This is a genomic window from Serratia quinivorans (assembly GCF_052113645.1).
Taxonomy (GTDB): domain Bacteria; phylum Pseudomonadota; class Gammaproteobacteria; order Enterobacterales; family Enterobacteriaceae; genus Serratia; species Serratia quinivorans_B.
In genome coordinates this window covers 262,570-283,068 of the sequence record NZ_JBIEIU010000007.1, presented here as the reverse complement: position 1 = coordinate 283,068, position 20,499 = coordinate 262,570, and the positions used below count along the sequence as shown (strand labels likewise).

General features: G+C 55.3%; 24 protein-coding genes. 12 read left to right on the top strand and 12 right to left on the bottom strand.

The genetic code is table 11. The features are described 5' to 3' along the window. Positions 1–8 precede the first annotated feature (8 nt). The 4 genes from ypfJ to dapA form a co-directional block, all read right to left on the bottom strand. On the bottom strand, positions 9–875 hold the full coding sequence (gene ypfJ / locus ACGS9J_RS15305) for a KPN_02809 family neutral zinc metallopeptidase (protein ID WP_012146218.1): 867 nt from the start codon (positions 873–875) through the stop codon (positions 9–11). A gap of 165 nt (positions 876–1,040) precedes the next feature. Continuing rightward, positions 1,041–1,754: a phosphoribosylaminoimidazolesuccinocarboxamide synthase gene (gene purC / locus ACGS9J_RS15300; RefSeq protein ID WP_442231711.1), complete on the bottom strand. Its 714-nt coding sequence runs from the start codon at positions 1,752–1,754 to the stop codon at positions 1,041–1,043. Between the two features lie 249 nt (positions 1,755–2,003). After that, complete coding sequence (gene bamC, locus ACGS9J_RS15295; protein ID WP_442231710.1) at positions 2,004–3,056, bottom strand: outer membrane protein assembly factor BamC; 1,053 nt, start codon at positions 3,054–3,056, stop codon at positions 2,004–2,006. Between the two features lie 16 nt (positions 3,057–3,072). Next, on the bottom strand, positions 3,073–3,954 hold the full coding sequence (gene dapA / locus ACGS9J_RS15290; protein WP_442231709.1) for a 4-hydroxy-tetrahydrodipicolinate synthase: 882 nt from the start codon (positions 3,952–3,954) through the stop codon (positions 3,073–3,075). Between the two features lie 110 nt (positions 3,955–4,064). Between dapA and ACGS9J_RS15285 the strand changes: the two genes are divergently transcribed. Further along, positions 4,065–4,670, top strand: a complete 606-nt coding sequence (locus ACGS9J_RS15285; protein ID WP_197022814.1) for a glycine cleavage system transcriptional repressor — start codon at positions 4,065–4,067, stop codon at positions 4,668–4,670. A gap of 2 nt (positions 4,671–4,672) precedes the next feature. Then, a complete protein-coding gene (gene bcp / locus ACGS9J_RS15280) occupies positions 4,673–5,137 on the top strand; it encodes a thioredoxin-dependent thiol peroxidase (protein ID WP_442231708.1) in 465 nt (154 codons plus the stop codon). 42 nt (positions 5,138–5,179) lie between these two features. Here bcp and ACGS9J_RS15275 read toward each other — a convergent pair whose 3' ends face one another. Continuing rightward, on the bottom strand, positions 5,180–6,250 hold the full coding sequence (locus ACGS9J_RS15275; RefSeq protein WP_442231707.1) for an AI-2E family transporter: 1,071 nt from the start codon (positions 6,248–6,250) through the stop codon (positions 5,180–5,182). Between the two features lie 263 nt (positions 6,251–6,513). Then, a complete protein-coding gene (locus tag ACGS9J_RS15270; protein WP_442231706.1) occupies positions 6,514–7,131 on the bottom strand; it encodes a LysE family translocator in 618 nt (205 codons plus the stop codon). A gap of 205 nt (positions 7,132–7,336) precedes the next feature. Between ACGS9J_RS15270 and ACGS9J_RS15265 the strand changes: the two genes are divergently transcribed. Both ACGS9J_RS15265 and ACGS9J_RS15260 read left to right on the top strand, forming a co-directional pair. Beyond that, positions 7,337–7,792: an Lrp/AsnC family transcriptional regulator gene (locus tag ACGS9J_RS15265; protein WP_020828061.1), complete on the top strand. Its 456-nt coding sequence runs from the start codon at positions 7,337–7,339 to the stop codon at positions 7,790–7,792. Between the two features lie 29 nt (positions 7,793–7,821). Further along, on the top strand, positions 7,822–8,028 hold the full coding sequence (locus ACGS9J_RS15260; protein WP_262033250.1) for a DUF2767 family protein: 207 nt from the start codon (positions 7,822–7,824) through the stop codon (positions 8,026–8,028). A gap of 144 nt (positions 8,029–8,172) precedes the next feature. Here ACGS9J_RS15260 and ACGS9J_RS15255 read toward each other — a convergent pair whose 3' ends face one another. Continuing rightward, positions 8,173–9,381 (bottom strand): NAD(P)/FAD-dependent oxidoreductase, encoded by a 1,209-nt coding sequence (locus tag ACGS9J_RS15255; RefSeq protein ID WP_442231705.1) that lies wholly within the window; start codon positions 9,379–9,381, stop codon positions 8,173–8,175. A 145-nt stretch (positions 9,382–9,526) separates the two neighbouring features. Then, a complete protein-coding gene (locus tag ACGS9J_RS15250) occupies positions 9,527–10,069 on the bottom strand; it encodes an RrF2 family transcriptional regulator (protein WP_442231704.1) in 543 nt (180 codons plus the stop codon). A gap of 386 nt (positions 10,070–10,455) precedes the next feature. Here ACGS9J_RS15250 and ACGS9J_RS15245 point away from each other — a divergent pair, with 386 nt between their 5' ends. From ACGS9J_RS15245 to ACGS9J_RS15235, 3 genes are all read left to right on the top strand, one after another. Next, on the top strand, positions 10,456–11,925 hold the full coding sequence (locus ACGS9J_RS15245; protein WP_442231703.1) for a beta-barrel assembly-enhancing protease: 1,470 nt from the start codon (positions 10,456–10,458) through the stop codon (positions 11,923–11,925). Between the two features lie 22 nt (positions 11,926–11,947). Next, positions 11,948–12,301 (top strand): arsenate reductase (glutaredoxin), encoded by a 354-nt coding sequence (gene arsC, locus ACGS9J_RS15240; RefSeq protein WP_442231702.1) that lies wholly within the window; start codon positions 11,948–11,950, stop codon positions 12,299–12,301. A gap of 277 nt (positions 12,302–12,578) precedes the next feature. Beyond that, the gene (locus ACGS9J_RS15235) at positions 12,579–13,118 is read left to right on the top strand and encodes a helix-turn-helix transcriptional regulator (RefSeq protein WP_442231701.1); all 540 of its coding nucleotides are present in this window, start codon (positions 12,579–12,581) and stop codon (positions 13,116–13,118) included. Between the two features lie 15 nt (positions 13,119–13,133). On the opposite strand, the gene hda is transcribed toward ACGS9J_RS15235, so the two are convergent. Continuing rightward, a complete protein-coding gene (hda, locus tag ACGS9J_RS15230) occupies positions 13,134–13,835 on the bottom strand; it encodes a DnaA inactivator Hda (protein ID WP_442231735.1) in 702 nt (233 codons plus the stop codon). A gap of 227 nt (positions 13,836–14,062) precedes the next feature. On the opposite strand from hda, the gene ACGS9J_RS15225 reads away from it, so the two are divergent. Then, entirely contained in the window at positions 14,063–14,578 is a 516-nt protein-coding gene (locus tag ACGS9J_RS15225; RefSeq protein ID WP_442231700.1) for an E3 ubiquitin--protein ligase, read from the top strand. Positions 14,579–14,607: 29 nt separating this feature from the next. Next, positions 14,608–14,856, top strand: coding sequence for a GlsB/YeaQ/YmgE family stress response membrane protein (locus ACGS9J_RS15220; protein WP_002487967.1), 249 nt, complete (start codon positions 14,608–14,610; stop codon positions 14,854–14,856). Positions 14,857–14,905: 49 nt separating this feature from the next. Here the strand turns inward: ACGS9J_RS15220 and uraA are convergent, their stop codons facing one another. Together uraA and upp are read right to left on the bottom strand one after the other, a co-directional pair. After that, on the bottom strand, positions 14,906–16,195 hold the full coding sequence (uraA, locus tag ACGS9J_RS15215) for a uracil permease (protein WP_442231699.1): 1,290 nt from the start codon (positions 16,193–16,195) through the stop codon (positions 14,906–14,908). A gap of 152 nt (positions 16,196–16,347) precedes the next feature. Next, positions 16,348–16,974, bottom strand: coding sequence for a uracil phosphoribosyltransferase (gene upp, locus ACGS9J_RS15210; protein ID WP_020828072.1), 627 nt, complete (start codon positions 16,972–16,974; stop codon positions 16,348–16,350). A gap of 255 nt (positions 16,975–17,229) precedes the next feature. Between upp and purM the strand changes: the two genes are divergently transcribed. The 3 genes from purM (at position 17,230) to speG (ending at position 19,592) form a co-directional block, all read left to right on the top strand. After that, positions 17,230–18,270 (top strand): phosphoribosylformylglycinamidine cyclo-ligase, encoded by a 1,041-nt coding sequence (gene purM, locus ACGS9J_RS15205; protein ID WP_442231698.1) that lies wholly within the window; start codon positions 17,230–17,232, stop codon positions 18,268–18,270. Beyond that, positions 18,267–18,905 carry a phosphoribosylglycinamide formyltransferase gene (gene purN / locus ACGS9J_RS15200; protein WP_442231697.1) on the top strand — a complete coding sequence of 213 codons (639 nt, stop codon included), beginning with the start codon at positions 18,267–18,269 and terminating at the stop codon, positions 18,903–18,905. The genes purM and purN overlap by 4 nt, the downstream gene beginning before the upstream one ends. Positions 18,906–19,037: 132 nt before the next feature. Further along, a complete protein-coding gene (speG, locus tag ACGS9J_RS15195; protein ID WP_442231696.1) occupies positions 19,038–19,592 on the top strand; it encodes a spermidine N1-acetyltransferase in 555 nt (184 codons plus the stop codon). 78 nt (positions 19,593–19,670) lie between these two features. Here speG and pstB read toward each other — a convergent pair whose 3' ends face one another. Further along, positions 19,671–20,483, bottom strand: a complete 813-nt coding sequence (gene pstB, locus ACGS9J_RS15190) for a phosphate ABC transporter ATP-binding protein PstB (protein WP_442231695.1) — start codon at positions 20,481–20,483, stop codon at positions 19,671–19,673. Positions 20,484–20,499 lie beyond the last annotated feature (16 nt).

The following is a 20,499-nucleotide window of genomic DNA, read 5'->3' as shown; positions in this document are numbered from 1 at the left end:
ATTGCATGTTAACGGGATGCGAAAGTGTTGCAGGTGTTAGGATCGCCGCTGTCGAAGCCCTGTTTAAACCAGGTGTAGCGCTGCTGCGAAGTTCCGTGGGTGAAACTGTCCGGCACCACGCGTCCCTGTCCTTGCTGCTGCAAACGGTCGTCGCCGATCGCCTGCGCGGCGTTCAATGCCGCCTGCAAATCGCCCTCTTCCAACATCTGCTGCTTCTCGGCATATTTGCCCCACACGCCGGCAAAGCAGTCCGCCTGCAGTTCCATTTTCACCGACAGGCGGTTCACTTCCGCCTGGCTGGCGCCCTGCTGCATCTGACGCACTTTCGGCTCGATGCCCAGCAGGTTTTGCACATGATGACCGACTTCGTGCGCCACCACATAGGCCTGCGCAAAATCGCCGCCGGCACCCAGTTTGGTTTTCATGTCCTGATAGAACGACAGATCGATATAAACCGTTTTGTCACCCGGGCAATAGAATGGCCCCATAGCCGCCTGGCCGGTACCGCAACTGGTCCGCGTCACGCCGCGATACATCACCAGTTTGGGTGGCTGATAGGTTTTGCCCATGCGCTGGAAAACTTCTTTCCAGTTATCTTCGGTAGAAGCCAGCACTACCGAGGTAAATTTAGCCAGCTCATCGTCTTTTGGACTGATGCTGGCACTCTGCTGTTGAGTTTGCGGGCTAACGTCGCCGCCATTCAACAACGGTGAGAGATCGATGCCATAATAACCGGCCACCAACACCACGACCAGAATAGCGATACCGCCCTTGCCACGAGGAACACGGAAACCGCCGCCACCGCCACCCAGACCTGAAGACTGCCCGCGACGATCCTCAACATTGTCACTTTCCCGACGCCCTTGCCAACGCATAAATAAACTCCAGATTAGGTTTTTGTCATGTTACGTAGATCATTATAAATGCTCAGCGGCAAAGGAAATGTAGAATTTTTCTGGAAATGCAGACAGAAGGAACAGACGGCGAGGAAAGTCAGGAAAATGACGGGGCCGGAGAGACCCCGTATAGCGAGAAAACGCTTAGTCGAGCTTGACGCCGATGCGGCGAGCCACTTCTTCATAGGCTTCGATCAGGCCGCCCAGGCTCTGGCGGAAACGGTCTTTGTCCATCTTGTCCAGGGTGTTCTTGTCCCACAGACGGCTGCCGTCTGGGGAGAACTCATCACCCAGCACCACTTCGCCGTTGAACAGGCCGAATTCCAGCTTGAAGTCGACCAGGATCAGGCCCGCGTCGTCAAACAGTTTGCTCAGCACGTCGTTCGCCTGGTAGCTCAGCTCGCGCATGCGCGCCAGATGCTCTTTGTTCACCCAGCCAAAGGTTGCACAATAGGATTCATTGACCATCGGATCGTGCATGGCATCGTTTTTCAGGAACAGGTCAAACAGCGGCGGGTTCAGGACCAGGCCTTCTTCAATGCCCAGACGCTTCACCAGTGAACCGGCGGCGCGGTTGCGGATCACACACTCGACCGGCACCATGTCCAACTTTTTCACCAGCACTTCGTTGTCTGACAGCAGGCGTTCCATTTGCGTCGGGATGCCGGCCTCTTCCAGTTTGCTCATAATGAAATGGTTAAACTTGTTGTTCACCATGCCTTTGCGATCGAACTGCTCAATGCGCTGACCATCCAGTGCTGACGTATCGTTGCGGAACTCCAACACCAGCAAATCAGGGTTTTCGGTGGTGTAGACGGTTTTTGCCTTTCCGCGATACAACTCAGCTAGCTTTTGCATCTTACATACTCCAATAAAGAATTGTTTTAAAAATGCTTTAACACACAGGCGTGATATACCCAAAATAATGGGAGTTACAGCAAGGCGGCAGGTGCGGGACTCCCCGCGAGCTTACTCAAGTAAGTGACAGGGCGAATGCACGTAGCCAACACGGTTGTAGCTTCAAAAATGATGGGTATATTGTGCCAAAACTGCGACGCAAACGATACCGTATTGTTCAAAGAAAAAGGGGCCGTAGCCCCTTTTCCGTTAGTTTACGCTGGTTTTACTGAATGCTGCCTGGAAGGCCGCAACCAACCCGTCGTTTTGCGACTGGGTCAATGGCTTCCCTTTAGGATCGATAAATTGCAGGCTGGTACGGTTGTTCAAATCCCCCACCTGCAGTTTGTAATCGCCTTCTTTCAGTTCAGGATCCTTGGCGCCCAACGCATCCCAATCGCTACCGCTCAGGGATTTGTAGGTGACGGCGACGGTGCCCTGCGGACGGCTGCGGTCACCCACTTTCATCCCCAGTTTCTCCAACGCCGCAGGCAGGCGATCCCACACCACGGTGTACGGACCGCGAACTACCAGCATCGGCAGGCCGGTATCATCCGCGCTGCTCTGCACGTCCAGCACGCCGAAGCGGTTGGCCGTCTGGCTGCTCGCCAGGTTGTCCTGCTTGTCCAGACCTTCGACGATGGTATTCATCATCATGCCGTTATAGCGCTGCACTTCGGACGGGTCGGTAATCTGCTCGGTTTTACCCTGTTGCTGCAGACCCACGGTTTTCACCGTCAGTGCCTGCTGGTAACCCTGCTGCTGCACGCTGATCTGATAGCGGCCTTCGTACTGGTTGTCTTCATCCAGACGGTTCCACTTCACCCAGTCGGTGGTCAGGGTTTGACCAGCGTCCTGACGTGAGGCGATCGCAATGTTTTTCGTCTGCAGCATGCTGACAACGCGCGACCACAGGTTCTGGTTCTGCGGGCTGTTTTCCAGCAGCAGCGTACCGCTGTCGCCGGCATATTGCGCGCGTGAACCGCTCAGCAATGCCAGTGGTTGCACTGGCGGACGAATATCCAGTTGCTTGCCGACGCCGCCTTTCAGCGTGGTGGCCGGAACATCATAATTACCGCTTTGCACCGGCAGGATCATACCGGCTGGTGCGTTCAGTGGCTTGAGCACCGACGCATCGAGGTAAGACTCATCGCCGCTAACCTGGCGTTTGTAACGCTGATCGGTGGTACAGGCGGCCAGCATCATAACCAGCGAAATACCCACGACTTTTGCTACCGTCGACTTTTGCAATGAATAAACCATCAAATTTCCCTTAGAGTTACAGCAAACCGGCGCTTTTCAACGCGCGTTCCACTACCGGACGGGCAGCGTCGGTCAACGGCGTCATAGGCAGACGCATCGTATCGGTTGCCATCAATCCCAATGCCTTACAGGCCCATTTCACCGGAATTGGGTTTGCTTCTACAAACAAATCCTGATGCAACGGCATCAAGCGCTGATTTAAGCGGCGTGCTTCAGTAAAGTTGCCCTGTGCAGCCAGCGCGCAAAGTTGCGCCATTTCACGCGCCGCCACGTTGGCCGTCACGGAAATCACCCCTTTGCCGCCCAGTTGCATGAAATCCAGACCGCTGGCGTCATCGCCGCTCAGCAAAATGAAATCTTCATCATCAACCAGCACTTGGATCTGACTTACACGACTTAAGTTCCCTGTTGCCTCTTTAACAGCAACAATATTCTTAATTTTTGCCAAACGCGCAATCACCGGCGGCAGCATGTCACACCCGGTGCGCGAAGGCACGTTATAGAGGATCTGCGGCAGCGCGGTGCTGTCGGCAATCGCCTTGAAGTGCTGATACAGCCCTTCCTGAGTCGGTTTGTTGTAGTAAGGCGTGACCGTCAGGCAGCCCACTACGCCGCTATTTTCAAAGCGCTGGGTCAGCGAAATGGCTTCAGCGGTGGCGTTGGCACCGGTACCGGCGATCACCGGAATACGGCCTGCGGCCAGTTCCAGCGTCTGCAATACCACGTCAACGTGCTCGTCATGGGCAAGCGTTGCGGACTCGCCGGTAGTCCCTACGGAAACGATAGCCGCAGTTCCACTGGCTACATGATAATCAATCAATTTTTTTAGGCTCGCGCGATCGACAGCACCTGTGTCGTCCATCGGCGTAACCAGTGCAACAATACTTCCCGTAAACATTGGCCGTCCCCTCCACAAACAAGTCACTCATGGTACTTTTGCTGCCTATCCAAAAGCAAGCAAACAACGGTGTTGTAAGCGCTTGGCAGGCGGTTTTTTTTATGTTTACCATGGTAACCCCATTGAGCACGACAGGAAGCTCCATTTTGCCTAAGCCAGATGAACACTATCTCGTGATTACCGCGCTCGGCGCCGATCGCCCCGGAATCGTCAATGCCATCACCCGCCACGTCAGCAGTTGCGGGTGCAATATCGAAGATAGCCGTCTGGCCATGCTGGGTGAAGAGTTCACTTTCATCATGCTGCTTTCCGGCAGTTGGAACGCCATTACCCTGATCGAATCGACCCTGCCGCAAAAAGGCGCGGAGTTGGAACTGCTGATTGTGATGAAGCGCACCAACTCGCACGAGAGGCCACCGATGCCGGCCACGGTGTGGGTGCAGGTAGAAGTGAAAGACTCGCCGCACATCATCGAGCGCTTTACCGATCTGTTCGACTCCAGCCAGATGAACATTGCCGAGCTGGTGTCGCGCACCCAGCCCGCGGAAGGCGACTTGCCGCCGCAGCTGTATATCCAGATCACCGCACACAGTCCCGGCAATCAGGATGCATCAAATATTGAACAAGCCTTTCATCGCCTATGTACAGAATTGAAAGCACAAGGCAGTATTAGCGTTGTGAACTATCCACAGCATGATGAGAAAGATGGAGAGTAGTGATGAGCCCATTGAAAGCCGGTGACACAGCGCCGAACTTTAGTTTGCCTGACCAGGACGGTGAGGAAATTAATTTGGCCGACTTCCAGGGACAGCGAGTACTGGTTTATTTTTATCCCAAGGCGATGACGCCGGGTTGTACCGTACAGGCCTGCGGTTTGCGGGATAACATGGACGACTTGAAAAAAGCCGGTGTCGAAGTTCTGGGCATCAGCACGGATAAACCAGAGAAGCTGTCGCGTTTTGCCGAGAAAGAGTTGTTAAACTTCACGTTGTTATCTGATGAGGATCACCAGGTAGCACAGCAGTTCGGCGTTTGGGGTGAGAAAACCTTCATGGGCAAAACCTATGACGGCATTCACCGCATCAGCTTCCTGCTCGACACCAACGGCAAGGTTGAAAAAGTGTTTGATGATTTCAAGACCACCAATCATCACGACATCGTTCTGAGTTACCTGCAACAATAATTCTCACGAAGCGCAGCGGCCTGCTGCGCTTCGTCATTTCGCTTATTCCTGTTCCGTCTCCACCCGCAGTTCGTCCGGCCAGGCATGGATCACCGCCTTCACCAACGTCGCCAGCGGGATAGCAAAGAATACCCCCCAGAACCCCCACAGCCCGCCGAAAATGATCACCGACAGAATAATCACCAGCGGATGCAGGTTAACCGCCTCAGAGAACAAAATCGGCACCAACAGGTTGCCATCCAGCCCCTGAACGATCAGATAGGCGACGATCAGCGTCCAAAAGTCGGCACCGACACCCCATTGGAACATCGCCACCACCACCACCGGAATGGTCACCAGCACCGCGCCGATATAGGGGATCAGCACCGAGAAACCGACCAGCACCGCCAGCAGCAGCGAATAGCGCATATCCAGCACCACGAACACCAGATAGGTCGCCACACCGACAATCACCATCTCCAGCACCTTGCCGCGAATATAGTTGGTGATCTGTTGGTTCATCTCGATCCACACCTGCCCGGCCAGCCCGCGATTGCGCGGCAGCACCCGCCGCACGGCGTTGAGCATCTGCTCTTTGTCCTTCAGCAGGAAGAACATCATCATTGGCACCAGGATCAGGTAAATCGCCAGCGTCAGCAGACCGACCAACGAGGCCAGCGAGAACTTCACTACCGACTCGCCCATGCCCGACAGGCGGCCGCGCAGATTTTCCGCCATCATGTCGATGATGCCGGCATCCACCAGCGCCGGGTAACGCTTGGGCAGCGTCGCAGCAAAGTTATAGAACTGATTGAGCATGCCCGGCAGATCGGTCATCAGGTTGATGCCCTGCTGCCAGGCCGTCGGGGCCACCACAAACACCAGCAGCATCGCGATGCCGGCAAACATGATCATCACCATGCTCGCCGCCCAATTACGCGAACAGCCGATGCGCTGCAACCGCGCGGTCGGCCACTCCAACAGGTACGCCAGCACAATAGCCACCAGCAGCGGGGTCAGAATGCCATGCAGAAAATAGAGAATGAGGAACCCGGCGAGCAGGATCACCAACAGCGCGATGGCCTGCGGGTCGGTAAAACGGCGGCGGTACCACTGTAATAACATCTCCAGCATCAGAGAAGGCTCCTAGAGGTTTGACTGGCAGGCATTGCTGTTCCTGTAATAAGTATATTGACCGAACTCTGGCTAAGCCAAAAAGAGGAAAGGCTGAAGACCGGGTATTAAGCGTATGGTTGTACCATGACGCCCCTTTGCCATCCAGCGATGGATGGTACAGACAGGGGGAAAGAAAAAGATCGGTTTATTGCAGGGGGTTACAAAGACGGCTTTTCAGGCCCGCTGATGCGGGCTTTTTACTGATATCGGCGCCTGAGCCATTATTTCAACGCTTGCTCAGCGAGCAGCCCGATAGCGATGATCACCATGGCAGCGCCAGAAAAACGGCTGACAACCCGCGCAGCCTGTGGGCGCGTCTGCAATACCGACTGCGAGCCAAACCCCACCGCCAGATAGACCAACCCACAGCTGATCAGATGCAACAGGCCAAGCACGAGGATCTGCATCGGAATCGACCAACTGGCGTTGGCGTCGGTGAACTGGGGCAGAAGAGCCAAAAACAGCAGAAAAACCTTGGGATTCAGACCGCTGACGCAAACCCCTTTGCCGGCCCAACGCAGCCAGGAGCCGCAATCTTGCCCCTCGCCAGAATTCGGTGTCTGCGGATGGCGCAGCATGCTAAAACCGATCCAGAGCAAATATGCCGCACCAATCAGAGTCAGCGCCGTGAGGGCCATGGGCGTTCCGGCGACCAAAGTGCCCACCCCCGCTGCCACGATCGCGATGGCGATAAGGTGCCCGAACAATAATCCCACCACCGCAGGCACCACCACCCGGCCGCGCATACCGGCCGATAAGATATAGGCCCAATCCAGGCCTGGCGTAATCACAAACAGGATCGAAACGGCCCAAAACGCCGCAAAAATGGCGGGCGTCATGAACACAGCGCCTTATACAGTCGCCGATACGCGGTGGGTTGGCTTATCCGTTTAATCATTTAACGCGCCTCCGGTGGACAATCCAACGGCTAAAAAGCCAATAATGTCCAAAATTGTTCAATTATTGAAAAGAATATCCTCAAGTTGTTAGAATGTGGTTTCAATTATTTGCTTATAAATCGCAAATTGAGGGAAATTTTTCCAAATGGATAAGATAGACCGCAAAATCCTTGCTGAACTTCAGTTTGATGGGCGTCTTTCTGTTACCGACCTGGCTGACCGAATTGGGCTCAGCGTTTCCCCCTGCCACCGCAGGGTGCGTGCGTTGGAACAATCCGGGGTGATCAGAGGCTATCGTGCCCATCTCGATCCCGGCAGCCTGGGCTTTAACTTTTCCGCACTGGTTTTCGTCACCATGCGGGAAGGGGATCGCCAGGCTGTTGAAGCCTTCGAAAACGCCATGGTGGATATTCCCCAGGTTATTCAGGCGCAGCGGTTGTTCGGCGATCCCGACTATCTGTTGCATGTCATCGCCCGCGATTTACCGGCTTTCCAGCGGCTTTACGACGAACAGCTTTCCGCCTTGCCGGGGGTTCAGCGTTTGACCTCCACTCTGGTGATGAAAAGCGTGGTGCAGGACCGCCCCTTTCTGCCGTTATAAAGCCCAATCAGACCCAAGAGGAAACAGTTATGAACAGTGGTTTCGAGGACTCAAAAGCCTTGTACATCGGCATATGCACGGTGGTAGGCGATGCCTTCCTGGCGTTGGCCAATGAAGAGCATGAAACGCAAAAAACGGACGTGATCAATGAGCTTAAAACGGCGATTACCCGCGAAGGCCGGGATGTCAATCTGGATGAAGCGCGCGAATTGGCGATTGAGTGGCTGGAACGATAAGCAACGCGGGCGAAATTATTGTTAACGACCACATGGCCTGATATTGCCAGGGCAAAAGTTTCATGGCGCACAGCGGCTGTCGATGCAAATTGCCGCCGGCCGCTCCGGCGATAAAAATGGGAGCGGAGACGCTCCCATGGGGCATCAAGGCACAATCACGAAATCGGGATTGGCAACGGCGAACAGCGCCTGGCGATCCGCTGCCGGCGGATAGATCCACTGAGTGTTGATTTCCTGTTTGATCTTTTTGCCCTCTTCACGCGTGAAGCGCACCTGGCGATCCCAACCTTCGGTGTAGAGCGCGCCCCAGGCACCGAGATCAAGACAGGTCACATACTTCGGCTGGCTGTAAGGATGCACCGGCAAGCCCACCAGTTCCGCGGCGGCATTATGGCCCGCCACCCGGCCCAGGCTCATCGCATGCTGGCAGGTCATCAGGCTATGATTGCCCAGTGGGTCGGTCGCCGCCTTGACCGTATCCCCGGAAACAAAAATGCCGTCCGCCGCTGGGGCATGCAGGAACGCATCGCCGATAATGCGCCCCGCGCTGTCACGTTCACCCGGGATCTGTTCGACCAACGGATGCGCCCGCACGCCGGCGGCCAGTATCACCGTATCGGTTGCAATGCGCTCACCGTTCGACAGCGTCACACTGCCGGCGTCGATCCCCGTCACCCGTACCCCGGCTCGTGACTCAACGCCGCATTCTTCCAATGCCTGGCGGATCACCACGGCAGGTTCTGCCCCCATTCCCGCGCCAACCTCGGCTGCGGTATCGACAATCACCACGCGGATATTGGCTTCGCTGCCCAAAATAGCGCGCAAGCGCATCGGCATTTCGGTGGCGCTTTCCAGCCCGGTCAGCCCGCCACCGACCACCACCACGGTATTACGTGCCGGGGTTTCCGGTTGCGACACCAGCGCTTTTAAATGGGTATCCAGCCGTTGTGCGCTTTGCAGCGTATCAACATTGAATCCATGCTCGGCAAAACCGGCCACCGCAGGAACGAACAATTGGCTGCCGGTCGCCAGCACCAAGCGATCATATTCCAACTGAAGTTTTTGCCCTCCGCTGCGCTCTACCACCAGCGTCTTGTTTTCACTGTCTATCTGCTCAACCAGACCGGCCAGGTGGCGAACGCCAATGGCGGCAAGCTGTGCCGAGATATCCGGACTCACATTTTCCAGCACGGCTTCGTACAATCTTGGGCGGATCGTGACATTCGGGGTCGGCGAGACCATCGTTACCTCAACGGCCTGTTCCTTACCGGCAAGCGATACGGCTCGCATGGCGGAGACGGCGGCCCAAAACCCGGCAAAACCAGAACCGGCGATCACTATTTTCTGTGTCATGGAATGACTCCTTCAAACACCTGTTGTCGAGCGCCTGAAGTATTTTTCAGGCGAGTTTTACCGCTCCGCGCCTGAAAAAAGGGTGCAGAAGGGTGACCGCCTGTGGCACACAGGCGGGAAAAGAATCAGAGAAAATGCGGAGGCGTTATTGTGGCTTGGCGCGGGCGGGCTTGCCGCTGCGAGTCGTGCGCTCGCTCAAACGATCATCAATCCAGATGTTGACCTCGCCAAAGAACCCCTCTGGCGCTTTGCGCCCAAAACGAGCGGCGACGGCGCCCAGGGTTTGTACCGCAAGGGCATCACGCATGGCCTTCTCGGCCTGCAGCATCACCGCATGAACCGCACACTTGCCGGATACGGCCCAGTCTGGCGGGCTATCGTCGAACACCGCGCAACGGCCGCGCACTTCCTGGCAATCGAACAACGGTTTATGCCCTTCAATGGCATCAATGATTTCCAGGAACGTGATTTCATCCGCAGGACGAGCCAACCGGTACCCGCCGCGTACGCCTTCGCTCGCCGCGACGATCCCGGCCTTCTCCAGCTTGGGGAAGATTTTGGCCAGAAAACTGGGTGAAATCCCCTGCAGTTCAGCGAGGTCGCGGCTGCTGAGCGCACGCTGATCCTCGCCGACCAACCAAAGCAAGCAGTGGATGCCGTATTCAACGCTGGTGGTGATGTAAGCCATAGTCTGTTTTGCGATGCACTTTTGAATTCAATAACGCAGACTATATTAGTCCACGTTTATTCTGTCAATTAAAACACAGACAAACTTTGTCTTTGTTTTTGAGTGGCCGTCGGAAAGACGTACGACAGAGACGCAAGTGCGTTGATCGCCAAGGGAAGATTCAGAAATGAAAAATAAAACAATTCTGTCTGATTATTGCCGAACAGAAGTTTCATTGTCGCTTTCGGCTGACTATGATGTTATCTGCCGACAGGATGCCGCAACGCGTGCAGTTTTGTGAGCCAACACGCTTTCACACTGATTGTTCTGGCAAGTCCGGCATGGAAAAAGAACTCTTATGTGATGCTGACGTCTTAGAAATGACTATTTAAGGGAAAGGCCTGACTATGACCACCCGGTTGACCAAAACAGCGATTGCAGTACTGTTGCTCGGCACGCTCAACGCCACGGCAATGGCGCCGGTGCAGGCGGAAACCCAGGATCAATTGCCGGATATGGGCACCTCTGCGGGCGGCACCCTGAGCATTGGCCAGGAAATGGCGATGGGCGATTTCTACGTGCGTCAGCTTCGCGCCAGCGCGCCTCTGATCAACGACCCCCTGCTGACTCAATACATTAACCAACTGGGTAACCGGTTGGTGGCGAGCGCCTATTCGGTGCGCACGCCGTTTCATTTTTATCTGGTGCGCAATGACGAAATCAACGCCTTCGCCTTCTTCGGCGGCAACGTGGTGTTGCACTCTGCCCTGTTCCGCGAAACCGACAATGAAAGTCAGCTGGCTTCGGTGCTGGCGCACGAAATTTCGCACGTGACCCAACGCCACCTGGCGCGGGCGATGGAAGACCAGCAACGCAACGCCCCATTGACCTGGGTCGGCGCCCTTGGCTCAATCCTGCTGGCGATGGCCAACCCGACCATGGGGATGGCGGCGTTGAGCGGCACGCTGGCCGGTACCCAGCAAGGCATGATCAGTTTTACTCAATCGAACGAGCAGGAAGCCGACCGCATCGGCATCCAGGTGCTGCAACGCGCCGGGTTCGATCCGGAAGCGATGCCCGATTTCTTGCAGAAACTGTCCGACCAGTCGCGGTACGCCTCCAAACCGCCGGAAATGCTGCTGACCCACCCCCTGCCCGACAGCCGTCTTTCCGATGCGCGCAACCGCGCCAACCAGATGCCAAAACACCTGGTGCAGTCCACGCAGGATTACCTGATGGCCAAGGTGCGTTCGCTCGGCATGTACAGTTCAGAGCGCTACGGCCTGCGCGAAGAACTGCTCGACGCTTACAGCAAAGGTAACGTGCGCGAACAGATGGCCGCCAAATACGGCCGCGCCATCCTGTTCTATGAGGCGAAAAAGTATGATGATGCCCGTAACCTCATTCAACCGATGCTGACGCAAGATCCAAAAAACGTTTGGCTGATCGATCTGATGACCGATATCGATCTGGGTCAAAAACGAGCACCGCAGGCGATTGCCCGTCTGCAAGCCGCCAATGCTGCCCAGAGCAACAACCCGGTGTTGCAGCTCAACCTGGCCAACGCCTATGTTGAGGGTAACCAACCGGCGCAGGCGTCTAAAATTCTTAACCGCTACACCTTCGCCCACCCGGACGACCCCAACGCCTGGGATCTGCTGGCGCAGGCAAGCGCCGCACAAGGGTTGCGCGATGAAGAGCTTTCCGCTCGCGCCGAAAGCCTGGCCCTGACCGGCCGTCTCGATCAAGCCATTGGTTTACTCAGCAACGCCAGTTCGTTGCAAAAACTCGGCAGCCTGAAACAGGCGCGTTATGATGCGCGCATCGACCAGTTGCGCCAGTTGCAAGAACGTTTCCGCCAGTACCAGCGCAGCTGATTTTCATAAAGGATGAAGTTAAATGAAAAACGTCACTATTTACCACAACCCACGCTGCTCCAAGAGCCGCGAAACCCTGGCGCTGTTGGAACAGCATGGCGTGACGCCTGACGTGGTGCTGTATCTTGAAACGCCGCCATCGGTAGACCAGCTGAAGACTCTGCTGAAAGAACTGGGTTTTGGTTCCGCACGCGAGCTGATGCGTAAGAAAGAAGATCTGTACAAGGAATTGAAGCTGGCGGATGAGAGCCTGAGCGAAACTCAGCTGTTACAGGCCATGGTGGATAATCCGAAGCTGATTGAGCGCCCTATCGTGGTCAAAGGCAGCAAAGCGCGTATCGGCCGACCACCGGAGCAGGTACTGGAGATTTTGTAAGTCCCCTATCCGGCACTCTATTGACCAACATTATGATAATAGCCCTTACCTGGGCTATTTTTAATTGATTGTTATATAAATACTTTTCATCATCCTCCTGAGTCCTGGCTGATATTATCCCGCCAATGTGTTGTTTTAACACACAGCCACTGTTGACATGTGTCAACACTTAAAATATCCTCAAAATGAAGGTAGGCGGGTGATGAAAAACCATCCTAATAAACATATTCAGGCTGCTTTAGCCTATGCCATTTCACGAGGATAAAGGAGGATCATCATGACACTCTATAATTTCTCGTTAACACTCGCCGGCGTGACGTCAGAGACCCCGGGTTTGGAAGACGCTCTCTACGCCAGTGGTTGCGATGACGGGTTGATTTGTTTTTATGGCAAAGCGGTCTACGTGGAGTTCGATAGAGAAAGCGATAGCTTCGCCAACGCCATTCTTGGGGCCATCAGGAATATCGAATCCGCCGGTTTAGACGCGCAGGTCATGGCGGTCGATTCTCATCTGGTAGGGTTAAGTGATATTGCCGAACTCACCGGCATGTCGCGACAAGCTATCGCGATGCTGAAGGACGGTACTCGCGGCTCTGGAGATTTCCCTTCCCCCATTCAAAGGCTAAAGGGGTCATCCCCGTTATGGCACTGGCACAGCGTCGCGGCCTGGTTGGCGAGTAAGGGGAAAATAGGCCAGGCACTGGCCGAGAATGCGCTGTTTCTGGAAAACATCAATCTGGCGTTGCAGCTCCGGGCCAGCAAACAACGTGGCCAGATCGAGAGCTACTTAACCTTGCTGGAGCACGGCGAAAATTAAGCCTGCGAGCCACAATTACAGCCCGAGGATCTCTTTCACAAACGGGATGGTCAGCTTGCGCTGGGCGGTGATTGAGGCGTGATCGAGTTGATCCAGCGTCATAAACAAGGTGCGCATTTCGCGATCCAACCGTTTCAGCAGGAAACGGCCGACGTCTTCCGGCAGTTCAAAGCCGCGCAGTTTGCCGCGCAGTTGCAGGGCCAGCAGTTTTTCTTCATCCGACAGTGGTTGTAGCTTGTAGATTTGCCCCCAGTCCAGGCGTGAAGCCAGGTCCGGCAGGTAAAGATTCAATTGGCGTGGCGGACGATCGCCGGTAATGAACAGGCGTGTGCGGCCAGTTTCCAGAATGCGGTTGTAGAGATTAAAGATCGCCATTTCCCACTCTTCGTCACCGGCGATACATTCGATATTATCGATGCATACCAGCGCCAGCTGCTCCATACCGTCCAACACTTCCGGCACGAAATAGGCTCGCTTATCCAGCGGCACATAGCCCACCGCTTCACCGCGCTGCGAAAGCTCCGCACAGGCCGCATGCAACAGGTGACTGCGCCCACCGCCCTCGCGTGACCAGAAATAGATATAGCTGCCATGTTCCTGACGAACGGCGGACTGGATCGCGCTCAATAGGGATGGGTTCTCCCCCGGATAAAAACTGGCAAAAGTTTCATCATCGGGAAGATAAAGTGGCAGTGAAAGCTGTGCCGGCGTATTCAGAAAAGCACCTCAACCAAAACTGGCAGGAAAACGCGGTAAGTCTACCACAGAAAACAGGCTCTGTTGAACCGGCAGGATTTTATGCCGTAATAGTGAACAAAGGCTCCCGACGAGGTAAATTTTTCCTGCGCTATCGTCGGTGAAATTTGTATTTTATCCAAGACTTATCCTAGTATAGAAAGGCGAAACGCAATCGCCATAACAAGGTTTCTACAAGGATATAGACAATGAAAGTATGGAATAAAGTGATTTTGGCCTCAATCATTGGGCTATTGCTTGCCGGCTGCGATGACTCATCCAAAGTCGACGCCAATCTTGAAAAAGCCAAAGACAGCGCAGAGCAGATGAAAGACGCCGCACAGAAAAAAGCGGACGATCTGACCGATAAAGCCGCCGCGGTGGCCAAGGACATCAAGAAAGAGGCCACCACCCAGGCCGATCAATTGAAAGACAAGGCCTCGGTGATTAAAGACGATGCCGCCAAGCAGGCGGATGCCATCACCAATGATGCGAAAGCCAAGGCCGCCGCCATCAAAGACGATGCAGCCAAACAGAGCCAGCAGTTGGTCGATCAGGCGAAAACCATTAAGAACGATGCCATTAATGGTGCCAACGATCTGACCGAACAAGCCAAAGCGAAAACCGAAGCGATTAAAAACAGCGCTGAGAATAAAGCGGAAGAATTAAAAAGTGATGCCGATGCAGCTGGGAAAGAAAATACCCCGCCGGCCGCACAACAATAATACTTAGCAACAAAAGAAAGGAGCAGTAAATGGGGATTATTTCCTGGATTATCTTCGGCCTGATCGCCGGTATTTTAGCCAAGTGGATTATGCCAGGCAAAGACGGCGGCGGTTTTATTCTGACCGTCGTCCTGGGTATTGTCGGCGCCGTGGTTGGGGGCTATATCAGCACCTTCTTTGGCTACGGCAGAGTTGACGGTTTCAACTTCGGCAGCTTCGTGGTGGCAGTGATTGGCGCCATCGTCGTGCTGTTTGTATACCGTAAAATCCGCAGTTAATTTATTGCGCACTGACAAAACGGGCAGCCCATTTGGCTGCCCGTTTTCATTACTGCTGTTCGGCCGACTCGTCCGGCGCTTCGATCACATCCTCTTCCTTGCGGTACAGGCTGATAACCTTAAACAGCAGGCTGAGGCCGATGCCGACAATGGTCGCCAGCGCCATGCCTTTCAACTCGGCAGCGCCGATGTGCACCTTGGCCCCGCTGACGCCGATAATCAGGATCACCGAGGTCAGGATCAGGTTTTGCGCCTTGTTGTAATCCACTTTGGATTCAATCAGCACGCGAATACCAGAGGCACCAATTACCCCGTACAGCAGCAGTGATACACCGCCCATCACCGGCACCGGTACCGCCTGGATGGCCGCAGCCAGTTTGCCGACGCAGGAAAGCAGGATCGCCAGAATCGCCGCACCGCCAATCACCCAGGTGCTGTAAACCTTGGTGATGGCCATCACGCCGATATTTTCACCGTAGGTGGTGTTGGGCGTAGAGCCGAAGAAACCGGAAATCACCGTCGAGATGCCGTTGGCGAACATCGAACGGTGCAGGCCAGGGTCACGGAGCAGATCTTTCTTGACGATATTCGCAGTCACCACCAGGTGGCCGACGTGCTCGGCAATCACTACCAGCGCCGCCGGCAGGATGGTGAAGATGGCGAACCATTCAAAACGTGGGGTGTAGAACGTCGGCAGCGCGAACCAGTGCGCCTCGCGGATCGGGGTCAAATCCACCACGCCCATAAAGAACGACAGCGCATATCCCACCAGCACGCCGATCAGGATCGGGATAATGGCCAGAAAACCGCGGAACAGCACCGAGCCCAGAATGGTCACGCCCAGCGTCACCAGCGAGATAGTGATGGTAGTGGTGTCTGCGCTGACGCCGTCGGCCGGCAGCAAGCCCGCCATATTCGCCGCCACACCGGCCAATTCCAGGCCGATGACCGCGACAATCGCCCCCATCGCCGCCGGAGGGAAAATGACGTCCAGCCAGCCGGTACCGGCTTTTTTGACCAGCAGCGCGACCAGGCAGAACAACACCCCGCACATGATAAAACCGCCCAACGCCACCTCATAACCCAGCGGCAACAGCAGCAGCACCGGGGAAATGAACGCAAAGCTGGAACCGAGATAAGCCGGGATCTTGCCCTTGCAGATAAACAGGTACAGCAGCGTGCCAACGCCGTTAAACAGCAGCACCGTCGCCGGGTTTATCTTGAATAAAATAGGCACCAGCACGGTAGCGCCAAACATGGCGAACAGGTGCTGAAAACTGAGCGGAATAGTCTGGAATAGTGGCGGGCGCTCGCTGACGCCGATCACGCGACGGGTCATGGATGTTTTCCTCTGGGTCGTTATCAGTTGTGTTGGTTTGACTATCAATGCTCAATGGATTTCAAGTTACAGTCAGGCTGCAAGGGTAATAACGCTGTAGCTTGAAAGACGACGAGCATTAAAAAGCCGACTCATCAGTCGGCTTATTTTTGTTATTTGGTACCAAATATCTTATCGCCCGCATCACCCAGGCCCGGTACGATGTAACCTTTCTCGTTCAGGCATTGATCGATGGAGGCGGTGTACAGCTCGACGTCCGGGTGCGCTTTCTCCAGCGCGGCGATACCTTCCGGCGCGGCAACCAATACCAGCACCTTGATGCTGTTACAGCCGGCTTTCTTCAGCAGGTCGATAGTGGCAATCATCGAGCCGCCGGTAGCCAGCATAGGATCGACAACCAGTGCCAAACGCTCTTCGATGTTGGAAACCAGCTTTTGGAAATACGGCACCGGCTCCAGAGTTTCTTCGTCACGGTAAACGCCAACCACGCTGATACGCGCGCTCGGTACGTTTTCCAGTACCCCTTCCATCATGCCCAGACCGGCACGCAGAATAGGCACAACGGTAATTTTTTTCCCTTTAATCTGGTCTATTTCAACCGGGCCGCACCAGCCATCGATGGTGACTTTCTCTGTTTCCAGATCGGCGGTCGCTTCATAGGTCAGCAAACTACCCACTTCTGAGGCCAGCTCACGGAAGCGTTTGGTGCTGATATCATTTTCACGCATCAGGCCAAGCTTGTGTTTCACCAGCGGGTGTTTCACCTCAACGATCTTCATCATTTTTCTCCTATTAAGGTGGTTTACGGCCAAAAAAATCGCCGGATTATACCTCCTTTTGCCGACTGCGCCACCCACAATAGCCCGATCGGGATCAACAAAAGTTTGAATAACAGTATAGATGACGAAAAAGCGGAGCTGGTTCACAAGCCACTCGCAAACGTTTGCCTGCGCTGTTAGAATTGCCGCGCCTTATTCCGGAATCAATGCCGGAAGCACAGTATTCAAACCGCAAACCGTCGTGGGGATCGCGCAGTGACCGACAAAACCTCTCTCAGCTATAAAGACGCAGGTGTCGATATCGATGCTGGCAATGCATTGGTAGACCGCATCAAAGGTGTAGTTAAACAGACCCGCCGCCCGGAAGTGATGGGTGGTCTGGGCGGTTTTGGCGCCCTGTGTGCGTTGCCGCAGAAATACCGCGAGCCGATACTGGTTTCCGGTACCGACGGCGTAGGCACCAAGCTGCGTCTGGCGATGGACCTGAAACGACACGACACCATCGGCATCGATCTGGTCGCAATGTGTGTGAACGACCTGGTGGTACAGGGCGCTGAGCCGCTGTTCTTCCTGGATTACTTTGCCACCGGCAAACTGGACGTGGACACCGCGGCCAGCGTGATCACCGGCATCGCCGAAGGCTGCAAGCAGTCCGGCTGTGCACTGGTGGGCGGTGAAACCGCCGAAATGCCGGGCATGTACCACGGCGAAGACTACGACGTCGCCGGCTTTTGCGTCGGCGTGGTCGAAAAATCCGAGATTATCGACGGCAGCAAGGTTCAGTCCGGCGATGCCTTGATCGCCCTGGGCGCTTCCGGCCCGCACTCCAACGGCTACTCGCTGGTACGCAAAATTCTGGAAGTCAGCAACACCGACCCAACTACCACCGACCTGGAAGGCAAACCGCTGGCCGACCATCTGCTGGCGCCGACCAAGATTTATGTGAAGTCCGTGTTGGAGCTGATCGAGAAAATCGACGTGCATGCTATCGCTCACCTGACCGGTGGCGGCTTCTGGGAAAACATCCCGCGCGTGCTGCCGGAAGGTATGCAGGCTGTGATCGATGAGTCCAGCTGGCAGTGGCCGGCCGTGTTCAACTGGCTACAGCAAAACGGCAACGTCAGCCGTCACGAAATGTACCGCACCTTTAACTGTGGCGTGGGCATGGTGATCGCACTGCCGGAAGAAGCCGTTGAATCTGCCATCGCATTGTTGACCGCTGCCGGTGAAAAAGCGTGGAAGATCGGTAAACTGACCGCCTCTTCTGACGAACAGCAAGTGGTTATCAACGGATGAAAAAGATCGTGGTGTTGGTCTCCGGCCAGGGGAGTAATCTCCAGGCGCTGATTGACGCCTGCCAGCAGGGCAGAATTGCCGGCGAGATTGTGGCGGTGTTCAGCAACAAGGCGCAGGCTTACGGCCTGCAACGTGCAGAAGCGGCCGCTATTGCCGCTCATGCGCTGGATGCCAAGGCCTTTGCCGACCGGGCAGCGTTTGACGTCGCCCTGGCGGATGCCATCGACCAATACCAACCGGATCTGGTGGTGCTGGCCGGCTACATGCGCATCCTCAGCCCGCAGTTTGTGCAGCGCTATGCCGGACGCATGCTGAATATCCACCCTTCCCTGCTGCCCAAATACCCAGGGCTGCATACTCACCGTCAGGCCATCGACAACGGCGACAGCGAACACGGCACTTCGGTGCACTTCGTGACCGAACAGCTCGATGGCGGCCCGGTGATCCTGCAGGCCAAGGTGCCTATCTTCCCCGGTGACGAGGAAGACGATGTGGTTGAGCGGGTGCAGGCTCAGGAACACACTATTTACCCGCTGGTGGTGAACTGGTTTGTCGAAGGGCGCCTGGCAATGCGCGATAACGCCGCCTGGCTGGATGGCGAACGCCTGCCCGAACAGGGGCATGCAGCAGATTAAAGCGCCAATCTAAACTCACTCGAAACGGTGCCGCTCACGGCGCCGTTTTTTTTCGCCGCAACCCGGTCACCGACGTTATACTTCCCCACAGTGGCAACCGCCCCCTATCTACAACGACATTGAGGAACACACATGTCCAGCACTACCAGCGTCAGGCTACGCCCACTGGAACGGGATGATTTGACGTTTGTCCACCAGATGGACAACAACGCCAGCGTGATGCGCTATTGGTTTGAAGAACCCTATGAAGCCTTCGTAGAACTTTCCGATCTTTACGACAAACACATCCACGACCAGAGCGAACGCCGCTTTATCATCGAACATCAGGGTGCCAAGGTCGGGTTGGTCGAACTGGTGGAGATCGACCATATCCACCGCCGCGCCGAATTCCAGATCATCATCGATCCGACGCATCAGGGCAAAGGTTACGCCACTATCGCCGCCAAGCTGGCGATGGAATACGGCTTCTCGGTGCTGAACCTGTACAAACTTTACCTGATCGTCGACAAAGAGAACCCGAAGGCGATCCACATCTACAGCAAGCTGGGCTTCGAAGTCGAAGGCGAGCTGATTGACGAATTCTTCGTTAACGGCGAATACCGCACCGTACTGCGCATGTGCATTTTCCAGCCGCAGTATCTGGCGAAGTTCAAAACGCCCGTCAGCGATAAACCTCTGGTGAAGTAATAAAAACCCGCGAAAGCGGGTTTTTACTGTCATGAAACAGGAAGTCTATCCCACCGTCAGGAAAGGATAACTGCCGCATCAGCCATAGCGCCCGGTAATATAATCCTCGGTGCGGCGCTGGCGCGGTGAGGTAAAGATACTGTCGGTGTCGTTGTATTCCACCAAGCGGCCCTGGTGAATAAACGCCGTGTAATCGGAGACGCGTGCCGCCTGCTGCATGTTGTGCGTCACCAGCACCACGCTGTAGTGCTGCTTCAACGCGGAAATCAGCTCTTCAATGGTCAGGGTGGAGATCGGATCCAGCGCTGAGGTCGGCTCATCCAACAACAACACTTCCGGCTCGATGGCTATCGCCCGGGCAATCACCAACCTTTGCTGCTGGCCACTGGAAAGGCGAAACGCGTTCTCGCGCAGCCGGTCTTTCACCTCGTGCCACAGCGCGGCGGCTCGCAGCGAGCGTTCCACGGCTTCATCCAGGATCCGTCGGTCACGCACGCCCTGCAGGCGCAGGCCATACACCACGTTTTCATAAATCGATTTCGGGAACGGGTTTGGCCGTTGGAATACCATACCGACCCGCCGCCTTAAGGCCGCGACATCGATTTGCGCATCGCCAATACTCTGACCGTTCAGTTGCAGATCGCCTTCAATCCGGCAGTTATCCACCAGATCGTTCATGCGGTTGAAGCAGCGCAGCAGCGTGGATTTACCGCAGCCGGACGGGCCGATCAGCGCCGTCACCCGGTGTTTGGGAATGCGCAGCGAGATATTGTGCAGCACCTGTTTTTCGCCATAAAACAGGTTGAGGTCGTTTACCGCCAGCGCGGTATGTTCATCATCAAGATGCTGGACATCCAGCCGGGGCAAACTGCCTGGCGTCATCAAACTCATTAGGCACTCCCCAGGA